24 protein-coding genes are annotated in these 22,702 nt (G+C 67.8%); 12 read left to right on the forward strand and 12 right to left on the reverse strand.

The annotated features are described in order from the left end of the window. Positions 1 to 5 precede the first annotated feature (5 nt). The 3 genes from ACSFA2_RS15610 to ACSFA2_RS15620 all read left to right on the forward strand — a co-directional run bounded on the left by ACSFA2_RS15610 (position 6) and on the right by ACSFA2_RS15620 (position 1,846). Complete coding sequence (locus ACSFA2_RS15610) at positions 6 to 875, forward strand: Kdo hydroxylase KdoO (RefSeq protein WP_435456214.1); 870 nt, start codon at positions 6 to 8, stop codon at positions 873 to 875. Between the two features lie 67 nt (positions 876 to 942). After that, positions 943 to 1,419: a transcription elongation factor GreA gene (gene greA / locus ACSFA2_RS15615; protein WP_435456215.1), complete on the forward strand. Its 477-nt coding sequence runs from the start codon at positions 943 to 945 to the stop codon at positions 1,417 to 1,419. A gap of 7 nt (positions 1,420 to 1,426) precedes the next feature. Beyond that, the gene (locus ACSFA2_RS15620; RefSeq protein ID WP_435456216.1) at positions 1,427 to 1,846 is read left to right on the forward strand and encodes a DUF4149 domain-containing protein; all 420 of its coding nucleotides are present in this window, start codon (positions 1,427 to 1,429) and stop codon (positions 1,844 to 1,846) included. Positions 1,847 to 1,876: 30 nt separating this feature from the next. Here ACSFA2_RS15620 and ACSFA2_RS15625 read toward each other — a convergent pair whose 3' ends face one another. Together ACSFA2_RS15625 and ACSFA2_RS15630 are read right to left on the reverse strand one after the other, a co-directional pair. Continuing rightward, a complete protein-coding gene (locus ACSFA2_RS15625; protein WP_435456217.1) occupies positions 1,877 to 2,641 on the reverse strand; it encodes a glycosyltransferase in 765 nt (254 codons plus the stop codon). Next, entirely contained in the window at positions 2,641 to 3,120 is a 480-nt protein-coding gene (locus ACSFA2_RS15630) for a YhbY family RNA-binding protein (RefSeq protein ID WP_435456218.1), read from the reverse strand. The genes ACSFA2_RS15625 and ACSFA2_RS15630 overlap by 1 nt, the downstream gene beginning before the upstream one ends. 50 nt (positions 3,121 to 3,170) lie before the next feature. Here ACSFA2_RS15630 and ACSFA2_RS15635 point away from each other — a divergent pair, with 50 nt between their 5' ends. The 6 genes from ACSFA2_RS15635 (at position 3,171) to ACSFA2_RS15660 (ending at position 9,206) form a co-directional block, all read left to right on the forward strand. Continuing rightward, positions 3,171 to 3,839, forward strand: coding sequence for an RlmE family RNA methyltransferase (locus ACSFA2_RS15635; protein WP_435456219.1), 669 nt, complete (start codon positions 3,171 to 3,173; stop codon positions 3,837 to 3,839). A gap of 163 nt (positions 3,840 to 4,002) precedes the next feature. Further along, the gene (ftsH, locus tag ACSFA2_RS15640; RefSeq protein ID WP_435456220.1) at positions 4,003 to 5,922 is read left to right on the forward strand and encodes an ATP-dependent zinc metalloprotease FtsH; all 1,920 of its coding nucleotides are present in this window, start codon (positions 4,003 to 4,005) and stop codon (positions 5,920 to 5,922) included. Positions 5,923 to 5,984: 62 nt separating this feature from the next. Beyond that, positions 5,985 to 6,857, forward strand: coding sequence for a dihydropteroate synthase (gene folP / locus ACSFA2_RS15645; RefSeq protein WP_435456221.1), 873 nt, complete (start codon positions 5,985 to 5,987; stop codon positions 6,855 to 6,857). Then, on the forward strand, positions 6,854 to 8,185 hold the full coding sequence (gene glmM, locus ACSFA2_RS15650) for a phosphoglucosamine mutase (RefSeq protein ID WP_435456222.1): 1,332 nt from the start codon (positions 6,854 to 6,856) through the stop codon (positions 8,183 to 8,185). The genes folP and glmM overlap by 4 nt, the downstream gene beginning before the upstream one ends. Continuing rightward, a complete protein-coding gene (locus ACSFA2_RS15655; protein ID WP_435456223.1) occupies positions 8,182 to 8,730 on the forward strand; it encodes an MOSC domain-containing protein in 549 nt (182 codons plus the stop codon). Before glmM ends, ACSFA2_RS15655 begins: the two co-directional genes overlap by 4 nt. Before the next feature lie 11 nt (positions 8,731 to 8,741). Then, positions 8,742 to 9,206 carry a GNAT family N-acetyltransferase gene (locus ACSFA2_RS15660; RefSeq protein ID WP_435456262.1) on the forward strand — a complete coding sequence of 155 codons (465 nt, stop codon included), beginning with the start codon at positions 8,742 to 8,744 and terminating at the stop codon, positions 9,204 to 9,206. 7 nt (positions 9,207 to 9,213) lie between these two features. On the opposite strand, the gene ACSFA2_RS15665 is transcribed toward ACSFA2_RS15660, so the two are convergent. Genes ACSFA2_RS15665 through ACSFA2_RS15685 form a run of 5 tightly spaced genes read right to left on the reverse strand, consistent with a single transcriptional unit; the run spans position 9,214 to position 14,729 of the window. Beyond that, complete coding sequence (locus tag ACSFA2_RS15665) at positions 9,214 to 10,485, reverse strand: acyl-CoA dehydrogenase family protein (protein WP_435456224.1); 1,272 nt, start codon at positions 10,483 to 10,485, stop codon at positions 9,214 to 9,216. A gap of 46 nt (positions 10,486 to 10,531) precedes the next feature. After that, the gene (locus tag ACSFA2_RS15670) at positions 10,532 to 11,620 is read right to left on the reverse strand and encodes a phosphotransferase (protein ID WP_435456225.1); all 1,089 of its coding nucleotides are present in this window, start codon (positions 11,618 to 11,620) and stop codon (positions 10,532 to 10,534) included. Positions 11,621 to 11,636: 16 nt separating this feature from the next. Next, complete coding sequence (locus ACSFA2_RS15675; protein WP_435456226.1) at positions 11,637 to 12,356, reverse strand: Crp/Fnr family transcriptional regulator; 720 nt, start codon at positions 12,354 to 12,356, stop codon at positions 11,637 to 11,639. Positions 12,357 to 12,415: 59 nt separating this feature from the next. Next, the gene (locus ACSFA2_RS15680; RefSeq protein WP_435456227.1) at positions 12,416 to 13,195 is read right to left on the reverse strand and encodes an oxepin-CoA hydrolase, alternative type; all 780 of its coding nucleotides are present in this window, start codon (positions 13,193 to 13,195) and stop codon (positions 12,416 to 12,418) included. Between the two features lie 13 nt (positions 13,196 to 13,208). Further along, positions 13,209 to 14,729 (reverse strand): 3-hydroxyacyl-CoA dehydrogenase, encoded by a 1,521-nt coding sequence (locus ACSFA2_RS15685; RefSeq protein ID WP_435456228.1) that lies wholly within the window; start codon positions 14,727 to 14,729, stop codon positions 13,209 to 13,211. A 202-nt stretch (positions 14,730 to 14,931) separates the two neighbouring features. On the opposite strand from ACSFA2_RS15685, the gene ACSFA2_RS15690 reads away from it, so the two are divergent. Further along, entirely contained in the window at positions 14,932 to 17,094 is a 2,163-nt protein-coding gene (locus ACSFA2_RS15690; protein WP_435456229.1) for a hypothetical protein, read from the forward strand. Positions 17,095 to 17,110: 16 nt separating this feature from the next. On the opposite strand, the gene ACSFA2_RS15695 is transcribed toward ACSFA2_RS15690, so the two are convergent. The 3 genes from ACSFA2_RS15695 to lexA all read right to left on the reverse strand — a co-directional run bounded on the left by ACSFA2_RS15695 (position 17,111) and on the right by lexA (position 19,388). After that, entirely contained in the window at positions 17,111 to 18,118 is a 1,008-nt protein-coding gene (locus ACSFA2_RS15695) for a D-2-hydroxyacid dehydrogenase family protein (protein ID WP_435456230.1), read from the reverse strand. Between the two features lie 121 nt (positions 18,119 to 18,239). Continuing rightward, a complete protein-coding gene (locus tag ACSFA2_RS15700) occupies positions 18,240 to 18,602 on the reverse strand; it encodes a hypothetical protein (protein WP_435456231.1) in 363 nt (120 codons plus the stop codon). 111 nt (positions 18,603 to 18,713) lie between these two features. After that, complete coding sequence (gene lexA, locus ACSFA2_RS15705; RefSeq protein ID WP_262075409.1) at positions 18,714 to 19,388, reverse strand: transcriptional repressor LexA; 675 nt, start codon at positions 19,386 to 19,388, stop codon at positions 18,714 to 18,716. A gap of 70 nt (positions 19,389 to 19,458) precedes the next feature. On the opposite strand from lexA, the gene ACSFA2_RS15710 reads away from it, so the two are divergent. Continuing rightward, a complete protein-coding gene (locus tag ACSFA2_RS15710; protein ID WP_435456232.1) occupies positions 19,459 to 20,451 on the forward strand; it encodes an asparaginase in 993 nt (330 codons plus the stop codon). Between the two features lie 35 nt (positions 20,452 to 20,486). On the opposite strand, the gene ACSFA2_RS15715 is transcribed toward ACSFA2_RS15710, so the two are convergent. Beyond that, positions 20,487 to 20,843 carry a hypothetical protein gene (locus tag ACSFA2_RS15715; protein ID WP_435456233.1) on the reverse strand — a complete coding sequence of 119 codons (357 nt, stop codon included), beginning with the start codon at positions 20,841 to 20,843 and terminating at the stop codon, positions 20,487 to 20,489. A gap of 227 nt (positions 20,844 to 21,070) precedes the next feature. Between ACSFA2_RS15715 and ACSFA2_RS15720 the strand changes: the two genes are divergently transcribed. Then, the gene (locus tag ACSFA2_RS15720; protein ID WP_435456234.1) at positions 21,071 to 21,601 is read left to right on the forward strand and encodes a GAF domain-containing protein; all 531 of its coding nucleotides are present in this window, start codon (positions 21,071 to 21,073) and stop codon (positions 21,599 to 21,601) included. Positions 21,602 to 21,610: 9 nt separating this feature from the next. Here the strand turns inward: ACSFA2_RS15720 and ACSFA2_RS15725 are convergent, their stop codons facing one another. Then, complete coding sequence (locus tag ACSFA2_RS15725; protein WP_435456235.1) at positions 21,611 to 22,693, reverse strand: DUF72 domain-containing protein; 1,083 nt, start codon at positions 22,691 to 22,693, stop codon at positions 21,611 to 21,613. Positions 22,694 to 22,702: the final 9 nt, after the last annotated feature.

The raw sequence follows: 22,702 nt of genomic DNA on the forward strand, positions 1-22,702 counted from the left end.
CGGTCGTGGAAACGCAGCTCGTCGAACTCGACCTGGCCGACTGGGCTGCGGCCACGCCGAACGACGACTGGATCGCGGCCCTCGAGGCCGGCAAGGTGCTGTACTTCCCGAAGCTCGGCTTCGAGGTGCAACCCGAGGAGCGCAGCCTGCTGACGCCGAGCCTGCTGGCACCAAAGGTGCGCAACATCAGCCTCGATGCCGCAGGCACGCTCAAGGGCGTGGCCGGCGACGAGGCGGTGCAGCGCGCCACGGCGGCGATGGTCGGGCGCTTCCGTGCCCAGGCCACGCAGCTCATCCACGGCCTGCTGCCGCACTACACGCCGGCGCTGCGCCTGGCGCCGACGAGCTACCGGCCGGCGCAGGTGGAGACGCGCGTACAGTCCTGGCGCGCCGACGACAAGCGCATGCACGTCGATGCCTTTCCGTCGCGGCCGAACTACGGCGAGCGCATCCTGCGGGTGTTCACCAACGCCAACCCCGACGGCGCGCCGCGCGTCTGGCGCGTGGGCGAGCCCTTCGAGACGGTCGCCAAGCGCTTCCTGCCGCGCGCCAAACCGTATTCGCGCTGGCAGGCGAAGGCCCTGCGCGCGCTGCGCGTGACCAAGTCGCTGCGCAGCGAGTACGACCACCTGATGCTGCAGCTGCACGACGCCATGAAGTCGGACCTCGACTACCAGCAGAACGGCCCGCAGCAGACCGTCCCGTTCCCGGCCGGCTCCGTGTGGGTGTGCTTTTCCGACCAGACCTCGCATGCCGTGATGTCGGGCCAGTACATGCTGGAGCAGACGCTGCACCTGCCGGCGGCCAGGCAATACAATCCAGACTCGAGCCCGCTCGCCATCCTGAGTCGGCTGACCGGACGTAGACTCGTCTGAGTCCCTCTCCCAACATGCACCGCCGAACGGCAGCGTTCGGCGGTTTCGTTTTCTGGAGCAACAGAACATGAACACCATTCCCGTGACCAAGCGCGGCGCAGAAAAGCTGCGCGAAGAACTGCATCGCCTCAAGACGGTCGATCGCCCGTGGGTGATCAATGCGATCTCCGAGGCGCGCGCGCAGGGCGACCTGAGCGAGAACGCCGAGTACGAGGTCGCCAAGGATCGCCAGGGCTTCATCGAAGGCCGCATCCAGGAGATCGAAGGCAAGCTCTCTGCCGCGCAGATCATCGACCCGACCGCGCTCGACGCCGGCGGCAAGGTGGTGTTCGGTGCGACCGTCGAACTCGAAGAGGAAAGCAGCGGCGACGCCGTGACCTACCAGATCGTCGGCGAGGACGAGGCCGACCTGAAGCAGGGCCTGATCAACATCTCCAGCCCGATCGCGCGTGCGTTGATCGGCAAGGAGGAGGGCGACACGGCCGCGGTCCAGGCGCCGGGCGGCGTGAAGAACTACGAGATCGTCGCGGTCAAGTACCTGTGAGCCGCGCGTGAAGGACCGCATCGCGTTGCTGCTCGCGGCCTTCTGGTGGGGCAGCCTGAGCACCATTGGTTTCCTGGTGGTGCCGATGCTGTTCGCCCGCCTCGGCAACCCGGCCGTGGCCGGCAATTTCGCCGGCCAGCTCTTCGAGGCGCAGAGCTGGATCGCCATTGCCTGCGGGCTGATCCTGCTGATCTATTTCCGTCAGCGGGCCGACCACCGTGGGTTCGATGCGCCGACGCGCGCCGCGATCGGCCTGGTGCTCGGCGCGCTGCTGCTGGCCTTGCTGCAGCAGTACGCCGTTGCGCCCCACATCCTGGCGCGCGACAACCTCAAGCTGTGGCACTCCGTCGGCAGCGGCATGTATTTGCTGCAATGGGCGTGCACGGGCGCGCTGCTGTGGCGCATGGGGCGCGGCACGGGCGCCTGAACGCATTCGTGAGGCGCGGCGGCTTGCTCGTCAGGCCGTCCAGTACTTGGCGATCCAGCGTGCAGGGCGGATGAACCGGAAGGCCCGGTTGCGTCGCCCTGCCAGCGCATCCGGCGGATTGCATTCGCCGTGGAACACCATCACGCGCGCGCCGTCCGGCACGAAGGGCTCCTGCCAGTAGTTGGTCGGCCAGGTCGGGATGCCGTGGTATTTGAAGCTCGGGCACCAGGCGTCGGGCCAGTACTGCAGCTTGCCCTGGGCGTGCAGGAAATCCGACAGATAGGCTTGCTCGTTGCGGAACTCCGCCTGCACCTTGTCCATGTTGGCGCGGAAGTGCGCCAGCACGTCGGCATGCGCCCCCAGCTCGAAACGGTAGACCGACGAGTTGCCGGTGATGCGCTCCGTGCGCCACGGCCGAGCGTAGTCGTGGATGATCAGGAAATCACCCGGCTGCTCGAAGAAGGCATCGAGACTGCCGACCACGACCACGTCGAGGTCGAGGAAGAGGGCGGTGCCACGCAAACCGTGCAAGTCCTGCTCGAAGGTCGTGAGCTTCTTCCACGCGCGGTCCGGCTGGCCCGCAGCCGGTTCCAGGTCGAGCGGCGGAATGGGCAGGCACTGCACCTCGCTGCGGATGCCCTTCGCATCGTCGGTCAGGCAGACGAAGTTGAAATCGCCGGTCAGATGCCGGCGCACCATCGCATAGAGACGATTGACGTAGTCGGGGCCGTACTTCGTGCCCCATTTCATGCAGAGGATGTGGCGCTGCCGCCCTGCGGCCTGGCGGGTCGGCATCAATCCGCCTGGTTGCGCTTCTTGGCCGACAACGGCCGCTTCGGCTTGGCACGCTTGATGGTGCCGCCGGGCGTGAGGCGCTGGTTGCCCAGCACGCGCAGCGTCTTGATTTCCGGGCGCTGACCAAAGCGCTTGCTGTACTTGACGATCTTCACGTCGCGCGGGCCGGGCATGCGGTCCTCGTCGACCTCCTTGACCTTCTCGGCCTTCGGGCGCCAGAGCACCAGCAGCTTGCCGATGTGCTGGATCGGCGCGGCGTCGAGTTCGTCGGCCAGCGTGGTCAACATGGCTTCGCGGGCCACGCGGTCGTCGGAGAAAACCCGGATCTTGATGAGGCCGTGGGCCTTGAGCGCGGCGTCGGCCTCTTTCTTGACAGCCGGGGTGAGCCCGTCGCCACCGACCATGACGATCGGATCGAGGTGATGGGCTTCGGCGCGGTGCACCTTGCGCTGCGCAGGGGTAAGTTGAATGGCTGTCATGGCCGTATTATCGCGAACCCTCGCCAAGCGAACCGAATACGACCCCGCCGATGAGCACCAAAACAACCGGCAAGAAGGTCAACAAGGCCTGGCTGCACGACCATATCAACGATCCCTGGGTCAAGCTTGCGACCCGGGAGGGCTACCGGGCGCGCGCTGCGTACAAGCTCAAGGAGATCGACGAGACGCTCGGTCTGATCAAGCCAGGGCACGTGGTGGTCGACCTGGGGTCGACCCCGGGCGCCTGGAGCCAGTACGCCCGGCGGCGCCTGTCCCCCGGCGGCGCCGCTGCCGGAACCCTGCACGGCACCATCATCGCGCTCGACCTTCTGCCCATGGAGCCGATCGAAGGCGTGAGCTTCCTGCAAGGGGATTTCCGGGAGGACGAGGTCCTGGCGCGCCTGGAAGAAGTCCTGGCCGGTCGCAAGGTCGATGTGGTCGTGTCGGACATGGCGCCGAATCTCTCGGGCATCGCCTCCGCGGATGCGGCACGGATCAGCCACCTGGTCGAATTGGCCATCGATTTTGCGCGGCAGCATCTCAAGCCTGAAGGCGCACTCGTCGCCAAGGCGTTTCATGGGGCCGGCTATGCCGAGCTGACCCAGTTGTTCAAGGAGAACTTCCGGGTGGCCAAGCCCATCAAACCGAAAGCCTCGCGCGACAAATCGTCTGAAACTTTCCTGGTCGGCATCGGCCTGCGCGGCAGCGACGCCCATTGATACCCGTTTCTCTGCCGCCCTGCGCGAGAAACCCGCGCCCATGCTGTGGCTGCTTGAGGGAAATCACGCGGTTTCGCAGCTTGAAAAGCCTAAAATGGACATCAATTGCGTGACCTGGGCGAATTTTCATTTCGCTGTCACGCGCTTTTGACTGGAGCTTCGTTTGAATAATCAGTGGTTTTCCAAGGTTGCCGTCTGGCTTGTCATCGCGATGGTGTTGTTCACTGTGTTCAAGCAGTTCGACACCCGCGGTGCCGCCAGCGCCGGCGCCGTCGGCTACTCCGACTTCCTCGAGGAAGTTCGCGGTAACCGCATCAAGAGCGCCACGATTCAGGAAGGACAGGGCGGCAGCGAGATCGTCGCGATCACCAACGACGATCGCCGTATCCGCACCACCGCCACCTACCTCGACCGCGGGCTGGTCGGCGACCTGATCGCCAACAACGTCAAGTTCGATGTCAAGCCGCGCGAAGAGGGCTCGCTGCTCATGACGCTGCTGGTCAGCTGGGGGCCGATGCTGCTGCTGATCGGCGTCTGGGTCTACTTCATGCGACAGATGCAGGGCGGCGGCAAGGGCGGGGCGTTCAGCTTCGGCAAGAGCAAGGCCCGCATGCTCGACGAGAACACCAACACCGTCACCTTCGCCGATGTCGCCGGTTGCGACGAGGCCAAGGAAGAAGTGAAGGAAGTCGTCGATTTCCTCAAGGACCCGGCCCGCTTCCAGAAGCTCGGCGGCCGCATTCCGCGTGGCCTGCTGCTGGTCGGCCCGCCCGGCACCGGCAAGACCCTGCTGGCCAAGTCGATCGCTGGCGAGGCCAAGGTGCCTTTCTTTTCGATCTCCGGCTCCGACTTCGTCGAGATGTTCGTCGGCGTGGGCGCGGCCCGCGTGCGCGACATGTTCGAGAACGCCAAGAAGAACGCGCCCTGCATCATCTTCATCGACGAAATCGATGCGGTCGGTCGTCAGCGTGGCGCCGGTCTCGGCGGCGGCAACGACGAGCGCGAGCAGACCTTGAACCAGATGCTGGTCGAGATGGACGGCTTCGAAACCAACCTCGGCGTGATCGTCGTGGCCGCGACCAACCGTCCGGACATCCTCGACGCTGCCTTGCTGCGTCCGGGCCGTTTCGACCGCCAGGTGTATGTCACGCTGCCGGACATCCGTGGCCGCGAACAGATCCTGGCCGTGCACATGCGCAAGGTGCCGCTGGGCCAGGACGTGAACCCCAACGTGATCGCGCGTGGCACGCCGGGCATGTCCGGCGCCGATCTGGCGAACCTCTGCAACGAGGCCGCGCTGATGGCCGCTCGCCGCAATGCGCGCGTGGTCGAGATGCAGGACTTCGAGAAGGCCAAGGACAAGATCTTCATGGGCCCCGAGCGCAAGAGCATGGTCATGCCCGAGGAAGAGCGCCGCAACACGGCCTACCACGAGTCCGGCCACGCCCTGATCGGCAAGCTGCTGCCCAAGTGCGATCCGGTGCACAAGGTCACCATCATCCCGCGCGGCCGTGCGCTGGGCGTGACGATGAGCCTGCCGGCGCAGGACCGCTACAGCTACGACCGCGAGTACATGCTCAACCAGATCAGCATGCTGTTCGGTGGCCGCATCGCCGAAGAGGTGTTCATGAACCAGATGACCACCGGCGCCAGCAACGACTTCGAGCGTGCGACCTCCATCGCCCGCGACATGGTCACGCGCTACGGCATGACCGACGCGCTGGGCCCGATGGTCTATGCCGAAAATGAAGGCGAAGTGTTCCTGGGCCGCTCGGTCACCAAGACCACGAACATGAGCGAGCAGACCATGGAAAAGGTCGACGGCGAAGTGCGCCGGATCATCGACGAGCAGTACAACCTGGCGCGTCGTCTGATCGAGGAAAACAGCGACAAGATGCACGCGATGGCCAAGGCCCTGCTCGAATGGGAAACCATCGACTCGGAACAGCTCGACGACATCATGGCCGGCCGCGAACCCCGTCCGCCCAAGGACTGGACGCCGCGCATTCCGCCATCGAACAACAACGGCGGCAGCGGCGGCACGCCGGCGGTCACTCCTGACCCGGCGCCCACCGCCGCCTGAGCACCGATGCGAGGGTGCAGACCGACGGGGCCTTGGGCCCCGTTTTTTCTTGGAGCGGCGCGATGACGACGACCTGGCGCACCAGCCGGTTCCTGATCGATCTGGCACGGCCCCAGGTGATGGGTATCGTCAACGTGACGCCAGACTCCTTCTCGGACGGCGGCGCCCATGCATCGACGCAAGCCGCGCTGCGCCATTGCGAAGAACTGCTGCGGCAGGGCGCGGACATCCTCGACATCGGTGGCGAATCGACGCGGCCCGGCAGCCCGGCCGTTTCGCTGGACGACGAACTGGCCCGCGTGATTCCCGTGATGCGCGAAGCGGTGCGCCTGGGTGTACCGCTGTCCATCGACACCTACAAGCCCGAGGTGATGCGCGCAGTGCTGGACCTCGGCGCCGACATCGTCAACGACATCTGGGCTTTGCGCCAACCGGGCGCGGTGGCGGCCGTGGCGCAGCACCCGTCCTGCGGCGTCTGCCTGATGCACATGCACAGAAACCCGCAGACGATGCAGGTGGCGCCGATGGCGGGCGACGTGGTGCCGGTGGTCGCCACATTCCTGATGGAACGAGCCAACGCGTTGCGTGATCTGCGGATCGCACCCTCGCGCATCGTGCTCGATCCCGGCATCGGCTTCGGCAAGACGGTGGCGCAGAATTTCGCTCTGCTGGCGCGGCAGCGCGAACTGCTCGCTGCGGGCTACCCGGTGCTCGCCGGCTGGTCGCGCAAGTCCTCGCTCGGTACGGTCACCGGCATCGAGGCCGCCGATGCGCGGATGGTGCCGAGCGTGGCGGCGGCGTTGCTGGCCGTGGAGCGCGGGGCAGCGGTCGTGCGCGTGCACGACGTGCGCGACACCGTCGCGGCGCTGGCTGTCTGGCGCGCCATGCGCGAATCCGAACAACAAGACTTTCCACAAGAAAAAACAACGACATGACACGACAGTATTTCGGCACCGACGGCATCCGCGGCACGGTGGGCCAGCCACCCATCACACCGGACTTCGTGCTGCGCCTGGCGCATGCCGTGGGGCGCGTGCTCAAGAAGACCGAGAAGCGCCCGACCGTGCTGATCGGCAAGGACACGCGCATCTCCGGCTACATGCTGGAGTCGGCGCTCGAATCGGGCTTCAATTCCGCAGGCGTCGATGTCGTCCTGCTCGGCCCGTTGCCGACACCCGGCGTGGCTTACCTGACGCGTGCACAACGGGCCAGCCTCGGCGTCGTCATCAGCGCCAGCCACAACGCCTTCCCGGACAACGGCATCAAGTTCTTCAGCGCCCAGGGCACCAAGCTGAGCGATGAGTGGGAACTCGCGGTCGAGGCGGCGCTGGAAGAAGCGCCCGTGTGGGCCGATTCCGCGCAGTTGGGCAAGGCGCGCCGCCTGAGCGATGCGGCCGGCCGCTATATCGAGTTCTGCAAGAGCACCTTCGCGCACGACCTGAGCCTGCGCGGCCTCAAGCTGGTGATCGACGCGGCACACGGCGCGGCCTACCAGGTGGCGCCCAACGTGTTCCACGAGCTGGGGGCCGAGGTGAGCAGCATCGGCTGCGCGCCGGACGGGCTCAACATCAACAAGGACGTCGGTGCGACGCATCCGCAGGCGCTGATCGAGGCGGTGAAGGCGAAGGGTGCCGACTACGGCATCGCGCTCGACGGCGACGCCGACCGGTTGCAACTGGTCGACGCCACTGGCCGGCTCTTCAACGGCGACGAGCTGCTCTACCTGATGGTGCGCGAGCGCATCGCGCGCGGCGAGAAGCCGCAGGGCGTGGTCGGCACCCTGATGACCAACAAGGCGATCGAGGTGGCGCTGCGCGGGCAGGGCATCGAGTTCGTCCGCGCCAAGGTCGGCGACCGCTACGTGCTCGAAGAACTCGAGAAGCGCGGCTGGCTGCTGGGCGGCGAAGGCTCCGGCCATCTGCTGGCGCTCGACCGCCACACCACCGGCGACGGCATCGTGAGCGCACTGCAGGTGTTGCAAGCGTGCGTGCGCAGCGGCAAGACGGTCGGCGAACTGCTGGCCGACGTCGTGCTCTTCCCGCAGACGCTGATCAACGTGCGCCTTCGGGAGGGCCAGGCCTGGCAATCCAACGCTGCGCTGAAGACCGAAACGCAGCGCGCCGAAGCCGAGCTCGGCGACGCCGGCCGCGTGCTCATTCGCGCGAGCGGCACCGAGCCGCTGGTGCGCGTGATGGTCGAGGCGCGCGATGCGGCGCAGGCCGAAGCGTGCGCGCGTCGTCTGGCCGCCACGTTGCAGGCATGACGTCGGCGCCGTCGGTGCGCGCGGTGCATGCCAGCACGTTGCACAGCTTTTCCAAGTTCACCGAATCGGCGATCCGACTGGTCGCCGGACTCGGCGTGGAAGGCGATGCGCACGCCGGCACCACGGTGAAGCACCGATCCCGCGTCGCTCGCAACCCCCAGGCGCCCAACCTGCGGCAGGTCCACCTGCTCCACGCCGAGCTGTTCGACGAACTGATGGCCGCCGGCTTCGCGGTCTGGCCGGGTGAACTGGGCGAGAACGTCACGACGCACGGCATCGACTTGCTTGGACTGCCGACCGGCACGCGGCTGCGCCTGGGCGACGAGGCCGTCGTCGAGTTGACCGGCCTGCGCAACCCCTGCAGCCAGATCGACCGCTTCCAGGCCGGGCTGATGGCGGCCACGCTTGCGCGCGATACCGACGGGCGCCTGGTGCGCAAGGCCGGTGTCATGGCGATCGTGCTGCAGAGTGGCGTCGTGCAAGCGGGTGATTCGATCCGCATCGACCTGCCGTCCGGCGAGGTCCAACCTTTGGAGCCCGTGTGATCGATATCGTGATGGCCGACTATGGCAACCCGGCGCATGCACGCGCCCTGGTCGACTTGCTCGACGCGTACGCCCGCGACCCTGCCGGCGGTGGCACACCGTTGACGGACGCGGTGCTGGCCGGACTGCCGACCGCCCTCGCGGCCCGTCCGCAAGCGTTCAGCGTGATCGCGTTCGACGGCCAGCAGCCGGTCGGGCTGGCGAACTGCATCGAAGGCTTTTCCACCTTTGCCTGCCGTCCGCTGGTCAACGTGCACGACGTGGTCGTTCTGCAGAGCCACCGCGGCCAGCGGATCACGCAGCGCATGCTGGCGCGTGTCGAGCAGGAGGCGGTTGCGCGTGGCGCCTGCAAGCTCACGCTCGAGGTGCTGCAGGGCAATGCGCCGGCGCTGCGGGCTTATGAGCGCGAAGGCTTCGCCGGCTACCAGCTCGACCCGGCCTTCGGCGCGGCGGTGTTCATGCAGAAGAAGCTGTAGCGCCTGTTCAGAAGCGCGTGACGGGCGCCTCGATCTCTTTCTTGTCGACCGCATAGCGGCCAAGCTCCCACTTGGCGATCGCGTTGCGGTGCACTTCGTCCGGGCCGTCGGCGAAGCGCAGCGTGCGCGCATGCGCATAGGCGAAGGCCAGCGGGAAGTCGTCGCACATGCCGCCGCCGCCGTGCACCTGCATCGCCCAGTCGATCACCTGGCAGGCCATGCTGGGGGCGACCACCTTGATCATCGCGATCTCGTTCTTGGCGACCTTGTTGCCAGCCACGTCCATCAGCCACGCAGCCTTGAGCGTGAGCAGGCGCGCCATGTCGATCTTGCAGCGCGCTTCGGCGATGCGTTCCTGCGTCACCGTCTGCGAGGCCACGGTCTTGCCGAAGGCGACGCGCGAGGAGGCGCGTCGGCACATCAGCTCGAGCGCGCGCTCGGCCAGGCCGATCAGGCGCATGCAATGGTGGATGCGTCCCGGGCCAAGGCGGCCCTGGGCGATCTCGAAGCCACGGCCTTCGCCCAGCAGGATGTTGTCGACCGGCACGCGGACGTTCTCGAAGGTCATCTCGACGTGGCCGTGCGGCGCGTCGTCGTAGCCCATCACGTTGAGCGGGCGCAGCACCGTGATGCCCTTGGCGTCGGCCGGCACGATCACCATGCTCTGCTGCGAATGGCGCGGTGCGTCGGGGTTGCTCTTGCCCATGGTGATGAAGACCGCGCAGCGCGGGTCGGCGGCGCCGGAGATCCACCACTTGCGGCCGTTGATCACGTAGTCGTTGCCGTCGCGCTCGATGCGGGTCGCCACGTTCGTCGCATCGCTCGATGCGACGTCGGGTTCGGTCATGGCGAAGGCCGAGCGGATCTCGCCTTCGAGCAGGGGCTTCAGCCAGCGCGCCTTGATCTGTTCCGAGCCGTATCGGGCGATGGTCTCCATGTTGCCGGTGTCCGGTGCCGAGCAGTTGAACACCTCGCTGGCCCATGGCACGCGGCCCATGATCTCGGCCAGCGGCGCGTATTCCTGGTTGGTGAGGCCCGCGCCTTCATAGCCCGACGCCGAGGCGCTGTCGACCGGCAGAAACAGGTTCCAGAGGCCGTCCGCCTTGGCCTTCACCTTGAGCTTCTCGATGGTTTGCAATGGCGTCCAGCGCTTGCCGGCCACGGTGTTGGCCGCGAGCTCGGCGCTACAGGCCGCTTCGTTTGGGTAGATGTGGTCGTCCATGAAGGCGCTGACGCGCGTCTGCAATGCCTTGGTCTTGGCCGAGTATTCGAAGTCCATGCTGTCTCCTAGGGTGAGTCGATCGTGTGCGTCGCCAAACGCGCGCTCAGGCCTTCTGTGCAAAGGCCCAGGCCATCTCCGCCATGGGCCGCGCGCCGCGGCCCGATGCCACCGCCTGTTCGCTCGACGCGGTGCCGGCCTCGACCCGCTTCGCGATGCCCTGCAGGATCGCGGCGATGCGGAACAGGTTGTAGGCGAGGTAGAAATTCCAGTCGGGTGCCAGTGCTTCGGGCGTGGTGATACCGGTGCGCTCGCAGTAACGGCGGATGTATTCGGCTTCCGTCGGAATGCCGAGGCTCGTCACGTCGACGCCGCCCAGCCCGCGGAAGGCGCCCGGCGGGATGTGCCAGGCCATGCAGTGGTAGCTGAAGTCGGCCAGCGGATGGCCGAGCGTCGACAGTTCCCAGTCGAGCACGGCGATGGCGCGCGGCTCGGTGGGGTGGAACATCACGTTGTCGAGCCGGTAGTCGCCATGCACGACCGAGCTCATCGATGCGTCGCGGGCGGTCGCCGGGATGTGCGCCGGCAGCCAGTCCATCAGACGGTCCATCTCGGGGATGGGCTGCGTGACCGAGGCGACGTACTGCTTGCTCCAGCGGCCGATCTGGCGCTCGAAGTAGTTGCCGGGCTTGCCGTAGTCGGCCAGTCCGCGCTCGGCGAATTTCACCGTGTGCAGGGCGGCGATCACGCGGTTGAGCTCGTCGTAGATCGCGCCGCGCTCGGCCTTGTCCATCCCGGGCAGGGACTGGTCCCACAGCACCCGGCCGCTCTTGAATTCCATGACGTAGAAAGCGCGCCCGATGACGGACTCGTCTTCGCACAGGCACAGCATGCGCGGCACCGGCACGTCGGTGCCGTCCAGTCCGCGCATCACCTTGAACTCGCGCTCCACCGCATGCGCCGAGGGCAGCAGCTTGGCCACCGGCCCCGGCTTGGCACGCATCACGTAGCTTTGACCGGGCGTGATGAGCTTGTAGGTCGGGTTCGACTGCCCGCCCTTGAACATCTCGACCGTGAGCGGACCCTGGAAGCCGTCGAGGTGGGCGTCGAGCCACGTCGTCAGCGCGCCGACATCGACGCTGTGTTGCGGCGCGACAGCGCGCGTTCCGATGAAGCTGCTGAAGTCCTGGGTCATGGGGGGCAACGACGGGTTAGAGGTCGGCCTCCGCGATGCGCATGAGCCCGGCACGGTCGAGCACGACCAGACCACCCGGTTCGATGCGCAGCACGTTCTCGCGCTCCATCGCCTTGAGTTCCTGGTTGACCCGCTGGCGCGACGCGCCGAGCAGCTGCGCGAGTTCTTCCTGCGCCAGGTGCAGGCCGATGCGCAGCTGGCTGCCGTCGGCCAGACTGGGTACGCCGTAGCTGCGCACCAGGTGCGTGAGCTGTTTGGCGAGCCGGGCCCGCAAGGGGAGGGTGTTGAGGTCCTCGACCAGCCCGAAGAGCTGACGGATGCGACGCGCCTGCAGACGCATCAGCGCTTCGTACAGCTCCACGTGCGTGGCGAGGATCTTCTGGAAATCCGCACGGGCCACGTTGAGCGTGGTCGTGTCGCCGTGCGCATAGGCATCGTGCGTGCGACGGTCCCCGTCGAACATCGCCACGTCGCCGAACCAGATGCCGGGTTCCACGTAGGTCAGTGTCACCTGCTTGCCCGCGACGGTCGTCGAGCTCACGCGCACCGCGCCCTTGGCGCACGCGATCCATCCTTCGGGCGGATCGCCGCGGGCGGCCAAGAGGTCGCCGTCCTTGTGACGTCTGACAAATGCGCATCGGAGGATGTCGTGCCGCAGCGAGGGTGAGAGGGATGAGAACCAGCGACCGCTGTTGATCGCTTCGCGTTCGTCGATGGTAAGAATGGGCTCGTCCATGGGGCTGTCCTGTCGGCGACTGAGGGGCTGCAGAGGTGTCTCGGGAGCGACGCGCGGCGTCACTCGTAGCGCGGCGTTTCTTTTGCGAGGAAGGCCGAGATGCCGACGCCCGCGTTGGCGTGGTGCAGGTTGCGCACGAAGTGGTCGCGCTCCTGCGCAAGATGCGCCGACAGCGTGGCGCTTCGCGCTTCGTTGAGCAGTTCCTTCATGCTGGCGATCGCGTTCGGCGCCTTCGCATCGAGCCGTGCCGCGAGGCGCAACGCGGTCGACAGCGCCTGGCCGTTGTCGGCCAGTTCATTGACGATGCCGGCGGCATGCAGCCGTGCCGCGGCGATGCGCTCCCCGCCCATCAGCCATTCGCTCGCCAGGTGCCGCGGCAGCGCCTGCGCCAGATGCCAACTCATGCCGCCGTCCGGCGACAGCGCGACGTTGACGTACGACGCCGCGAAGACCGCGTCGCGCGCCGCGACCACCAGGTCGCAAGCCAGCGCCAACGAGAAGCCCGCACCGGCGGCCGCGCCTTCGACCGCCGCGATCACCGGCTTCGGAAAGGTGCGGATCGAATCGATCCAGTTGTGCAGGCCTTCGATCGATTCGGCCTGCACCGACGGCGACTGCTGGCGGTTGGCCTGCAGCCGCTGCAGCGAGCCGCCGGCGCAAAACCATGCACCTTCGCCCACGATCACGACGCTGCGGATCTCGCTGCTGCTCTCGGCACCGTTGAGCGCCTCGATGCCGGCCGCGTACATGGCCGGGTCGAGCGCATTGCGCAGGGACGGGTTGGCGATGGTCAGCACCATCGTGCTGCCCTCGGTCGTGCTTCGGAGTTCGGCGGTCATGGTCGTCTCGTTCTCATTCTTCTTCGTGCATCAGGCTCAGGCCCAGCGCGCCGCGGCGGCGCAGCCACGGGCTCGGGCGATAGCGCGGATCGCCGTACACGGTTTGCAGGTTGAACAGCACCTCGAGCATGTTGGTCGGCCCGTACAGGTCGCCCATCGCGAGTGGCCCCTGAGGGTAGCCCAGGCCGAGGCGCACCGCCGTCTCCAGGTCGGCCGGCGAACACACGCGCTGCTGGCACATGTCGGCCGCGATGTTGACGATGGTGCCGATGACGCGCTGCGTGACGAAGCCGCCGCTGTCGCGGATCACGCTGACGGCCTTGCCATCGCGCGCGAAGAGCGCATGCGCGGCGTCGCGCATGTCGCGGCGTGTCGCCGGGTTGGTGGCCAGCACGCGGCGCTTGGTCGCGGCGTCGTCGACCATCAGGTCGATGCCGACGGTGCGCGTGGCGTCGAGGCGCTCGACGGCCGCCACGGTCGTCACGTCGAAGCCCAGTGGGGCGACCAGGATCAGGGCGGCAGAGGAGGGCGCCGCGCCGGTCTCGAGGCGAGCCCCGAGCGTGTGGATCAGCTTGAGCAGCTCGGGCCGCCGTGCGGCGCGTGGCGACACCCAGACCGTGAGGGGGTCGTCGACGACCGGGGCGGCGGGTTCGGCCTCGACCTGCGCGACGCCGTCGACATAGCGGTAGAAGCCTTCACCGGTCTTGCGTCCCAGCGCACCGGCCACGAGCCGCTGAGCCGTGATCACGCTCGGCCGGTAGCGCGGCTCTTCGTAGTACTGGCGGTAGATCGACTCCATCACCGGGTGCGACACGTCCAGGGCGGTGAGGTCCATCAGCTCGAAGGGGCCGAGGCGAAAGCCCGCCTGGTCCTTCAGGATGCGGTCGATCGTCGCGAAATCGGCCACGCCTTCTCCGACGATGCGCAGCGCCTCGGTGCCGAAGCCGCGGCCCGCGTGGTTGACGATGAAGCCGGGCGTGTCCTGCGCCTGCACCGCGCTGTGGCCCATCTGGCGTGCGTAGCCGGCCAGCCGCTCGCACACCGCCGGGGCAGTCTTGAAGCCGGCAACGACCTCGACCACCTTCATGAGCGGCACGGGGTTGAAGAAGTGGAAGCCCGCCAGGCGTTCAGGGTTCGCCATGCCGGCCGCGATCGCCGTGACGGACAGCGACGAGGTGTTGGTGGCGAGCGTCGCATCGCTGCGGACCATGCCCTCCAGGTCGCGGAACAGCGTACGCTTGACCGCCATGTCTTCCACCACGGCTTCCACCACCAAATCGCAAGCCGCCAAGTCGGTCAGTGCGCCGACGGCCGTCAGGCGTCCGGACCACGCCTGCAGCTGCGCCGCGTCGAACTTGCCTTTCTCGTGGAGCTTCTGCCACTGCGCGACGACGGCGTCACGCCCCCGGACGGCGGCGCCGTCGAAGCTGTCGAACAGCAGCACGTCGCTGCCCGCCTGTACGGCGATCTGGGCGATGCCGCGGCCCATGGCCCCCGCACCGACCACCGCCACCTTCGAAAAATTCACGGTCATTTGTTAAATGCTCAGGTATGTAAAAAGCTAAAAGACAATCGTGTCAGAATGTGTTTACTTTAGGTTGCCTTTCGGGTCCATCTTGCAACTCCTCCGTCGCGCAGCGCCCCTGTTTTTACTCGGGTTCGCCGTTCCCTCTCTCGCACTGACGCTCGGACAGCCGCAAGGTGCGGTCTGGATCGGGCGGCCGCTCGACCTCGTTGTGCCGCTGACGCTGGCCGAAGGCGAGGGCGGCGATTCGCTGTGCGCCGAAGCCGAGATGGTCCAGGGCGGGGTGCGGGTGGATGACCGACGCGTGACTGTATCGCTCGAGCCGGGGGGCCGCCCCGGCCAGACCCGCATCCACATCCGGTCGACCACGCCGATCGAGGAACCGGTCGTGCAGGTCACCGTGCGAGCGGGCTGCCAGGCGAGTTCGAGCCGCCAGTTCGTGCTGCTGGCCGACATGCCGGTCGAGATCACCGCAGCGCCCGTGCTGCCCGGCGCGTCGGGGGCATCGTCGTCGGCGACCACCGACACACCGGTCACGCGGAGCAACCGCCGCCCACAGCGCGCCACCGGCGATGGCGGCGGATCCGCTGCCGCCGTGGCATCGACGACTGCGCCCCCGCAGCGCGCGCCCACGCCCCGGCCCCGTCCGGCCGCTTCGGCGGAGCGTGGCGAAGCGCGCGCACCGGCGGCCCGTGCCACGCCACCGGCGCGCCGCAGCACCGCAGCCACGCCGCCACGGGCACCGGTGCCGGCAGCGCCTCCGGCCGCAGGTGCGGCGGCACCGACCGTGCCACCGGCGGGTTCGCCGTCGGCGAGCGGCGGCGCCCGCCTGCAACTCGATCTGCTCGACCCATCGGCCGCGCGCAATCCTGCGCTGGCGGCATCGGCTGCCGCCACGCCGGGGGCCCTCGATCCGGCCGTCTCCGCGGCCCTCGCAGCCGCCAGCGCGGCGGCCAATGCCGAAGAGCTCCAGCGTGCCAACGAACGGATGAAGGCACTCGAGGCCACGCTGGCGGCCCTGCGCGAGCAGAGCGCCCAGAACCAGCGCCTGCTGCTGGAGATGCGCAGCGAGCTGGCCGACGCGCGCGACAGCCGCTATCGCAACCCGCTGGTGTATGCCCTCGGCCTGCTGCTGCTCCTCGCATTGATCGGTCTTTTCATGCTCTGGCGTGTCGCGCGTCGCACGACCGGTCCCGCCTGGTGGGGCGACCCAACTGGCAAGGACGACGGCACGTCCCTGCTACCGACGGGCGTCGCGTCGTCCGCGGGTCTGGCGGGCGCATCGGTCGCCGAGAACGCGGTGACGCCAAAGACCGGACCGTTCGGCACCGCGCTGGTCGCGGCCGACGCCGAGGACGAGTCGCCGGACACGCTGCCGCCGCTGGTGGAAGACGAGAGCGCTCCCGCGCGCTACGTGAACACCGAGGAGCTGTTCGACGTGCAGCAGCAGTCGGACTTCTTCCTCTCGCTCGGTCAGCACGAGCAGGCGATCGCGGTGCTCAGCGAGCACATCGCCGACAACCCGGAAACCAGCGCGCTGGCCTACCTCGACCTGCTGCGCATCTACCACGGGCTCGATCGGCGCGACGACTACGCGCGGGTCGGCCAGGAATTCGAACGGGCGTTCAATGCCTCGGTGCCGGACTTCGAACATTTCTCCGAAGTCGGTCACGGCCTCGAACACTACCCCTCGACCCTTGCGCGCATCGAAGCCCAGTGGCCGCGGCAAGGCACGCTGGGCCTCATCGAGGAACTGGTGTTCCGCAAGCCCGGCACGCGCGGCGACGAGAGCTTCGATCTCGCCGCGTACCGCGAATTGCTGCTGCTGTACTCGGTCGCGAAGGAAGTGATCGACCCGGACAGTGCGCCGCCGACGCCGATCACGCCGCTGTCCTTCCTCGATACGCACGAAGCGAAGCTCGAGCCGACCAGGCCGGCCGAACTGGACCGTGCGACCGAACAAGTCGGCCTGGCGGGGGGGGATCACAACGCGCCCGACGCGCCGCTGCCGTCGCTGTACGGCGCCATCGACGAGACGCTGTCGCACGACACGGTCATCGCCGCGCACCCTGGTGCGGCCAGCGCACGCCCGGCGGCGTCGACGTCGGCCTCACCAGACGAAGAAGAACAATGGACGCGCCCGATGTCGGTGAACGAGCGGCAGGAGCACCCCGATCAGAGCGCTGCCATGTCCTTCGACAACACTTCGCTCGAAACGCTTGAAACCCTGCCGGCTGAGCTCGAGCTGGAGAAGCGCCCGTCCTCGCCGCCGACCACCGACGACATGCCGTTGCCTGAATTGCGGCTCGATCTGGAACTGTTCGATCCGACCATCGAGGCCGAGATCGCGCCCCGGCCGCGCCGTCGGCGCTGAAACGGCGGCGACGCCCTCAGCGGCGAACCTGCAAGGCGCCGGGGTTCACGATGTTGGTGGGGTTGCCCTTGATGAAGCTCACCACGTTGTCGAAGGCCTGGCCGAAATACATCTCGTAGCTGTCCTGCTCGACGTAGCCGATGTGCGGCGTGCAGATGCAGTTCTCCAGACGCAGCAACGCATGACCCTGCAAGGGCGGTTCGCTTTCGAACACATCGATCGCGGCGATCCCGGGCCGCCCGCGGTTCAGGGCCGCCAGGAGGGCGTCGGGTTCGACCAGCTCGGCACGCGAGGTGTTCACGAACAGGGCGGTCGGCTTCATCCGCGACAGGTCTTCCAGCGTGACGATGCCGCGGGTGTCGTCGCTCATGCGCAGATGCACCGTGAGCACGTCGGCGGCGGCGAAGAAGGCCTCGCGGCTCGGAGCGACCTGGAAGCCTTCCGACCGGGCAAGGTTACGGCTCTGTTCGCGGCCCCAGATCACCACCTGCATGCCGAAGGCCTGGCCATAGCGCGCGACCAATTGGCCGATGCGGCCGTAGCCCCAGATGCACAGCGTCTTGCCCTTGAGCACCGAGCCCAGCCCGAAGTTCGGCGGCATCGAGGCCGACTTGAGGCCGGACTGCTGCCATGCGCCGTGCTTGAGGTTGCTGATGTACTGCGGGAGCCGTCGCATCGCCGCCATGATCAGTGCCCATGTCAGCTCGGCCGGCGCGAGCGGCGAGCCGCTGCCCTCGGCCACCGCCACGCCTTGCTCGCTGCAGGCCGTGACGTCGATGTGCTTGCCGACCCGGCCGGTCTGGGAAATGAGCTTGAGCTTGGGCAGCTTCTCGATCAGCTGCCGGGAAATCTGGCTGCGCTCACGGATCAGGACGATCACGTCGGCGTCTTTCAAACGCACCGACAGCTGACCGATGCCTTTGACCGTGTTGGTATAGACCTTCGCCGCGTAGGCATCGAGTTTGGCGGCGCATTGCAACTTGCGCACCGCATCCTGGTAGTCGTCGAGGATCACAATGTTCATGGCGTGCCATTGTGCCTCGCGTCACGCGAAAGCTCTCAGGGGCGCGCTACGGTGCGCGCATCGCGCCAGAGGTCAAGGCCTCTGCGCAGCACACGTGCAGGCGAGCGTGCCCGAATGCGGGTCAGTGCAGCGGACGCCCGCCGCGCACGGTGTCGGCCGCCTCGAGTGCCGCGAGGCGGTCGAGTTCGGCACACACGTCTGCCATCCGGCCGGAGATCACGACACGGCCGGCGCGCCGGTCCGGCTGTTGCGCGTCGACCGTGCGGACCACGCGCAGCGGCCGCGCCGCCACCGGTGGATGCGCGTGCCCCGGGGTGGTGGTGCCAGCGCGCTGCGCGCAGGCTGGCCGCACGGCCACATAGCGCAGGTCGGCGTGGGCGTCGAAACTGACGTCGCGGCGCACGCGGCGCTCCGGCATCCAGCGGTGGGCGAGCGACTGCAGCGGGGTGAGCAGATCGACGAAAGTGAGCAGAACGATTCCCATGCGAACTCCAAGGTCAGAGGTTGAACACAGGCAGGATTGCTTGATGGGACTGCGCCAGGGTGATGGCCTGATTGCCATACGCCCGCCACCTGTCGCAGCCCTTGCGATGCGTTACATCAGCATGGTGTTGCGGATCAGCCCGACGGCCAGGCCTTCGATCTCGAAGGGCTCGCCGGGCTGAACCACGATGGTCGGGTAGTCGGGGTTCTCGGCATGCAGCTCGATCACCTGCTTGTTGCGCTTGAGGCGCTTGACGGTCACTTCGTCGCCCAGGCGCGCGACCACGATCTGGCCGTTGCGCGCTTCCTTGGTGGACTGAACGGCAAGCAGGTCGCCGTCCATGATGCCGGCATCGCGCATCGACATGCCGCGCACCTTGAGCAGGTAGTCGGGCTGATGCTGGAACAAGGTGTTCTCGACGTAGTAGGTCTGGTCCACATGCTCCTGCGCGAGGATGGGCGAACCGGCTGCCACGCGGCCCACCAGCGGCAACGCCAGTTGGGCCATGCCCGGCAGCGAAAGCGAGAACTGGTTGTCGCGCGACTCGTTGAGCGAACGCAACGCATCGCCCTTGAGCCGAATGCCGCGGGACGTGCCGCTGAGCAGTTCGATCGCGCCCTTGCGTGCCAGCGCCTGCAGGTGTTCCTCCGCTGCATTGGCCGACTTGAAGCCCAGTTCGGCCGCGATTTCGGCGCGCGTCGGCGGCGCACCGGTCTGCGCGATGGTGCTGCGGATCAGGTCCAGAATCTGCTGCTGACGGGCGGTAAGCTTGACGGCGAACTGCATGTGAACTCCTTGGTGCTGGTTGGATATCCAGTACCTGTATTTTTAAACAGTTTTCCGGACTTTGCAATAGATGGTGAACAAAAGCGTCTCGGGTGCGCGTGGCGTGCTCGTTCTGGGCACGGGCGGCACGATCGCCGGTCGGGCGGCGTCCGCGTCCGACAACGTCGGCTACACGGCCGGCGAGGTCGGCGTCGACGTCCTGCTGCAGGGGCTCGATCTGCCCCCGGGCTTGCCGGTGTGGGCCGAGCAGGTCGCCCAGCTCGACAGCAAGGACATGGACTTCGAGGTCTGGCAGGCGCTCGTGGCCCGCTGCGCCGAGTCGCTGGCGCGCGACGATGTTTGCGGCCTCGTGATCACGCACGGCACCGACACGCTGGAGGAGACCGCGTTCTTCCTGCAGTCCGTGCTGAGCCCGACCAAGCCGGTGGTGCTCACCTGCGCGATGCGGCCGGCGAGTGCGCTGGTGCCCGACGGCCCGCAGAACCTGCGCGACGCGATCGGCCTCGCGGCCTGGCCGGGCGCGACGGGCGTGACGGTGGTGTGCGCCGGTGCCGTCCATCGGTCGCTCGACGTGCAGAAGGTGCACACCTACCGCCTGGACGCCTTCGATTCGGGCGACGCCGGGCCGCTGGGCTATATGGAAGAGGGCGCCCTTCGCCCCCTCCGTGCCTGGCCCGCGTTGGAGAGCGCTGCCGCAGCGCGCCTCGACGCCGTCATCGCGACCGAACCCTTCGCATGGCCCCGGGTCGAGATCCTGACCAGCCACGCAGGCGCGCAGGGGCTGCTGATCGATGCGCTCGTGCAGGCCCGGCGGTCCGGCGCTGCCCATGCGGTCGACGGCCTCGTGCTGGCGGCAACGGGCAACGGCACGGTGCACCACGCGATCGAGGCCGCGGCCCTGCGCGCACAGGCGGCGGGCATCGCGGTGCTGCGCGCCACGCGTTGCGCACAGGGGCGCATCGTGGGCACGTCAGGCGCGGCGATTCGCGACGCCGGTGCGCTCACGCCGGTGAAGGCCCGCGTCGCGCTGATCCTGGAGTTGTTGGTGGCACGCGCACGCTGACGGCGCGTGCTGAGCGGGCGGCAGTCGCGCCGACCCTACAGCAGGGGAGCGAGCTGCGGCAGGCGTCGGCTGGCCCACAGATTCACCAGCGCGTCGAGCTCGCTCGCGTAGATGCCTGTCGAGCGTTCGGTGCGCCCGTCCGCATCGGGGATACGACTGTCCAGGCACGCATGCCACAGTGACTTGCGCAGTTGCCGATACTGGCCGAGGCATTCGTAGCCGAAGGGGGCCGACGTCGAGAGCGCACATCGGCGGATCAGCAACCCGCAGGTGTGCGCATAGGGGAGCCCTTTGGTCGACACCAGCAGGAAAGCGCCATCGTCCTGAATCACGCGCTCGCGCGGTATCTCGGACGTGAGCTCGGGGATGGAGGATGGCTTTTGCTTGGACATGACTCCAGGTATATCGGCAGCGCTGCGAGAGGCTGAAGGACGCGGCACTTCATGCGCAGCGTGGGGTGGAGAACCAATGCCTGACAACGGAAGTCACGGTATCGACATATCACGGCGTACGAGCGATGGATGTGCGACGTACGGCGCAGCGGCCTGGCCTTGCGCGGCCTACCATCGAGTCACTGATCGCGACGATGCAACACCATCCCCTCATTTCCAACTTCCCCTTGCTCGACGAGGCCGACGTCTGTCTGGTCACGGCGGATGCGTCGTTCCGCTCCGAAGAGGTGTCGGTGCACCGGGCGATCGGCGAATTGCTGCATGCGGTGAGGGAACTGCTCGAACTCGATGTCGTGTTCGTCGGAGAGATCGTCAAAGGCCGTCGGGTCTTCAGGTACATCGACACGGTGTTGGCGCCGCCCCCGATCGACGTCGGCGGCTTTCATCCGCTGCCCGACACGATCTGCCAACGCATCCTGGACTGCCGTCTGCCTGCGCTCATTCCCAATGTGAAGGCGATCGCGCACGCGCAAGGGTTGTCGGCCGAGTACACCGCACTCGGCGCGCACATCGGCGTGCCGGTGCGCCTGCCCAACGGGCGGCTGTACGGGATGTTGTGCGGCTTCAACATCGGCGGCGGCTGCGCCTTCACCGTACGCGACGTGAAGCGGCTCGAGATCGCTGCGAGCAGTGCGGCCTACCTGATTGCCCGGGCGGAGGGCAACGACCGCTATCAATCCGACCCGGCCCTGGTGTAGGGCCCGGCCCTATGCCACCGCCCGGCCAGCAGGCATTTGCAGCTGCTCTGCCAGCGCCCGCACGCTCAGCGGTGCCGAACCCTCGGCCTTGTTGCTGATCGTGACGTACACCTTCTGCGCGGCATCCGCGGTGCCGGCGATCACCCGGGCCAGGGCCGTTCGGATGTCGAGGTCGGGATGGACCATCTTGTCGAACGGGGCGTACAGCGCCTCGGCGTCTTCGTAGCCGTAGGCGCCGTGGCGGCGGTTCACGTTCCAGCGGCAGACCAGCGGCCCCGGCCAGAGGGCGCGCAGCATCGGCAACTGCTCGGCGATGGGCGGCAGCTTGGGGTGCAGGCCGAGGCAGTAGGTGGCGCCGGCGTCGCGCAGCAGCTGGGCGAACGCCGGGGTGAGCAGCTCCGGGTCGCGCACTTCCACCGCGATCACGCCGTCCGGCGCGTCGGGGCGCAGCGCGGGCAGGGCGCGCAGCATCGCTCCCAGGCGATCGAACACCTCGTCCCGGCGGGCGAGCAGGGACAGCGGCAGCGGGCTGAGCTGGAACACCAGCGCGCCGACCTTGGCGCCCAGGCCCTCGAGCGCCGGCCGGACGAACTCGTGCACGGCGAGCGCCGGGTTCAGGAAGGCCGGGTTGGGTTGGCGGCCGCGGCCCTCCTCGCCGCGCACCAGCGCATCGGTCACCAGGCTCGGCGCCTTGACCACGAAGCGGAAATCGGGCGGCACCATGGCCGCCAGCCGCGCATACTGGCTCGCGCTGAGCGGGCGGTAGAAGGCACGGTCGACGCAGACGGTGCGCAGCAGCGGGTGGCGGGCATAGGCCGTGAGCCCGTCCCTGGCCAGCCGTGATTCGGCATAGACGCCGTCCCAGACGATGCCGGCCCAGCCCGGGTACGACCAGGTCGAGGTGCCCAGCCGTACGTGGTGCGACACGGCGTCTGCCGTGGCCTGCAGCGCAGCGTCGGCTGGCAGGGCGGCAATGGCGCCCGCGCGTGCGGCACGGGCCGGCGGTGTGGCAGCCGGGGAGGGCAGCGGCACAGCGGCCTCATCGGGGAAACCGGGGAGATCGGGGAGATCGGGGAAGAGCGAATCCTGCATGGTCGAAAC

Source organism: Variovorax cryoconiti (assembly GCF_051216395.1).
Lineage (GTDB): Bacteria > Pseudomonadota > Gammaproteobacteria > Burkholderiales > Burkholderiaceae_C > Variovorax.

What these genes read in the sequence shown, in the direction of transcription:
- ACSFA2_RS15635 (WP_435456219.1), top strand. Translation starts at nt 3,171, where the DNA reads ATGAGCACCAAAACAACCGGCAAGAAGGTCAACAAGGCCTGGCTGCAC.
- ACSFA2_RS15670 (WP_435456225.1), bottom strand. Translation starts at nt 11,620, where the DNA reads ATGACCCAGGACTTCAGCAGCTTCATCGGAACGCGCGCTGTCGCGCCG.
- ACSFA2_RS15625 (WP_435456217.1), bottom strand. Translation starts at nt 2,641, where the DNA reads ATGCCGACCCGCCAGGCCGCAGGGCGGCAGCGCCACATCCTCTGCATG.
- ACSFA2_RS15715 (WP_435456233.1), bottom strand. Translation starts at nt 20,843, where the DNA reads ATGTCCAAGCAAAAGCCATCCTCCATCCCCGAGCTCACGTCCGAGATA.
- lexA (WP_262075409.1), bottom strand. Translation starts at nt 19,388, where the DNA reads ATGCAGTTCGCCGTCAAGCTTACCGCCCGTCAGCAGCAGATTCTGGAC.
- ACSFA2_RS15680 (WP_435456227.1), bottom strand. Translation starts at nt 13,195, where the DNA reads ATGACCGCCGAACTCCGAAGCACGACCGAGGGCAGCACGATGGTGCTG.
- ACSFA2_RS15665 (WP_435456224.1), bottom strand. Translation starts at nt 10,485, where the DNA reads ATGGACTTCGAATACTCGGCCAAGACCAAGGCATTGCAGACGCGCGTC.
- ACSFA2_RS15675 (WP_435456226.1), bottom strand. Translation starts at nt 12,356, where the DNA reads ATGGACGAGCCCATTCTTACCATCGACGAACGCGAAGCGATCAACAGC.
- folP (WP_435456221.1), top strand. Translation starts at nt 5,985, where the DNA reads ATGACGACGACCTGGCGCACCAGCCGGTTCCTGATCGATCTGGCACGG.
- ACSFA2_RS15695 (WP_435456230.1), bottom strand. Translation starts at nt 18,118, where the DNA reads ATGAACATTGTGATCCTCGACGACTACCAGGATGCGGTGCGCAAGTTG.
- ACSFA2_RS15710 (WP_435456232.1), top strand. Translation starts at nt 19,459, where the DNA reads ATGGTGAACAAAAGCGTCTCGGGTGCGCGTGGCGTGCTCGTTCTGGGC.
- ACSFA2_RS15660 (WP_435456262.1), top strand. Translation starts at nt 8,742, where the DNA reads ATGGCCGACTATGGCAACCCGGCGCATGCACGCGCCCTGGTCGACTTG.
- ACSFA2_RS15655 (WP_435456223.1), top strand. Translation starts at nt 8,182, where the DNA reads ATGACGTCGGCGCCGTCGGTGCGCGCGGTGCATGCCAGCACGTTGCAC.
- greA (WP_435456215.1), top strand. Translation starts at nt 943, where the DNA reads ATGAACACCATTCCCGTGACCAAGCGCGGCGCAGAAAAGCTGCGCGAA.
- glmM (WP_435456222.1), top strand. Translation starts at nt 6,854, where the DNA reads ATGACACGACAGTATTTCGGCACCGACGGCATCCGCGGCACGGTGGGC.
- ACSFA2_RS15700 (WP_435456231.1), bottom strand. Translation starts at nt 18,602, where the DNA reads ATGGGAATCGTTCTGCTCACTTTCGTCGATCTGCTCACCCCGCTGCAG.
- ACSFA2_RS15630 (WP_435456218.1), bottom strand. Translation starts at nt 3,120, where the DNA reads ATGACAGCCATTCAACTTACCCCTGCGCAGCGCAAGGTGCACCGCGCC.
- ACSFA2_RS15725 (WP_435456235.1), bottom strand. Translation starts at nt 22,693, where the DNA reads ATGCAGGATTCGCTCTTCCCCGATCTCCCCGATCTCCCCGGTTTCCCC.
- ACSFA2_RS15685 (WP_435456228.1), bottom strand. Translation starts at nt 14,729, where the DNA reads ATGACCGTGAATTTTTCGAAGGTGGCGGTGGTCGGTGCGGGGGCCATG.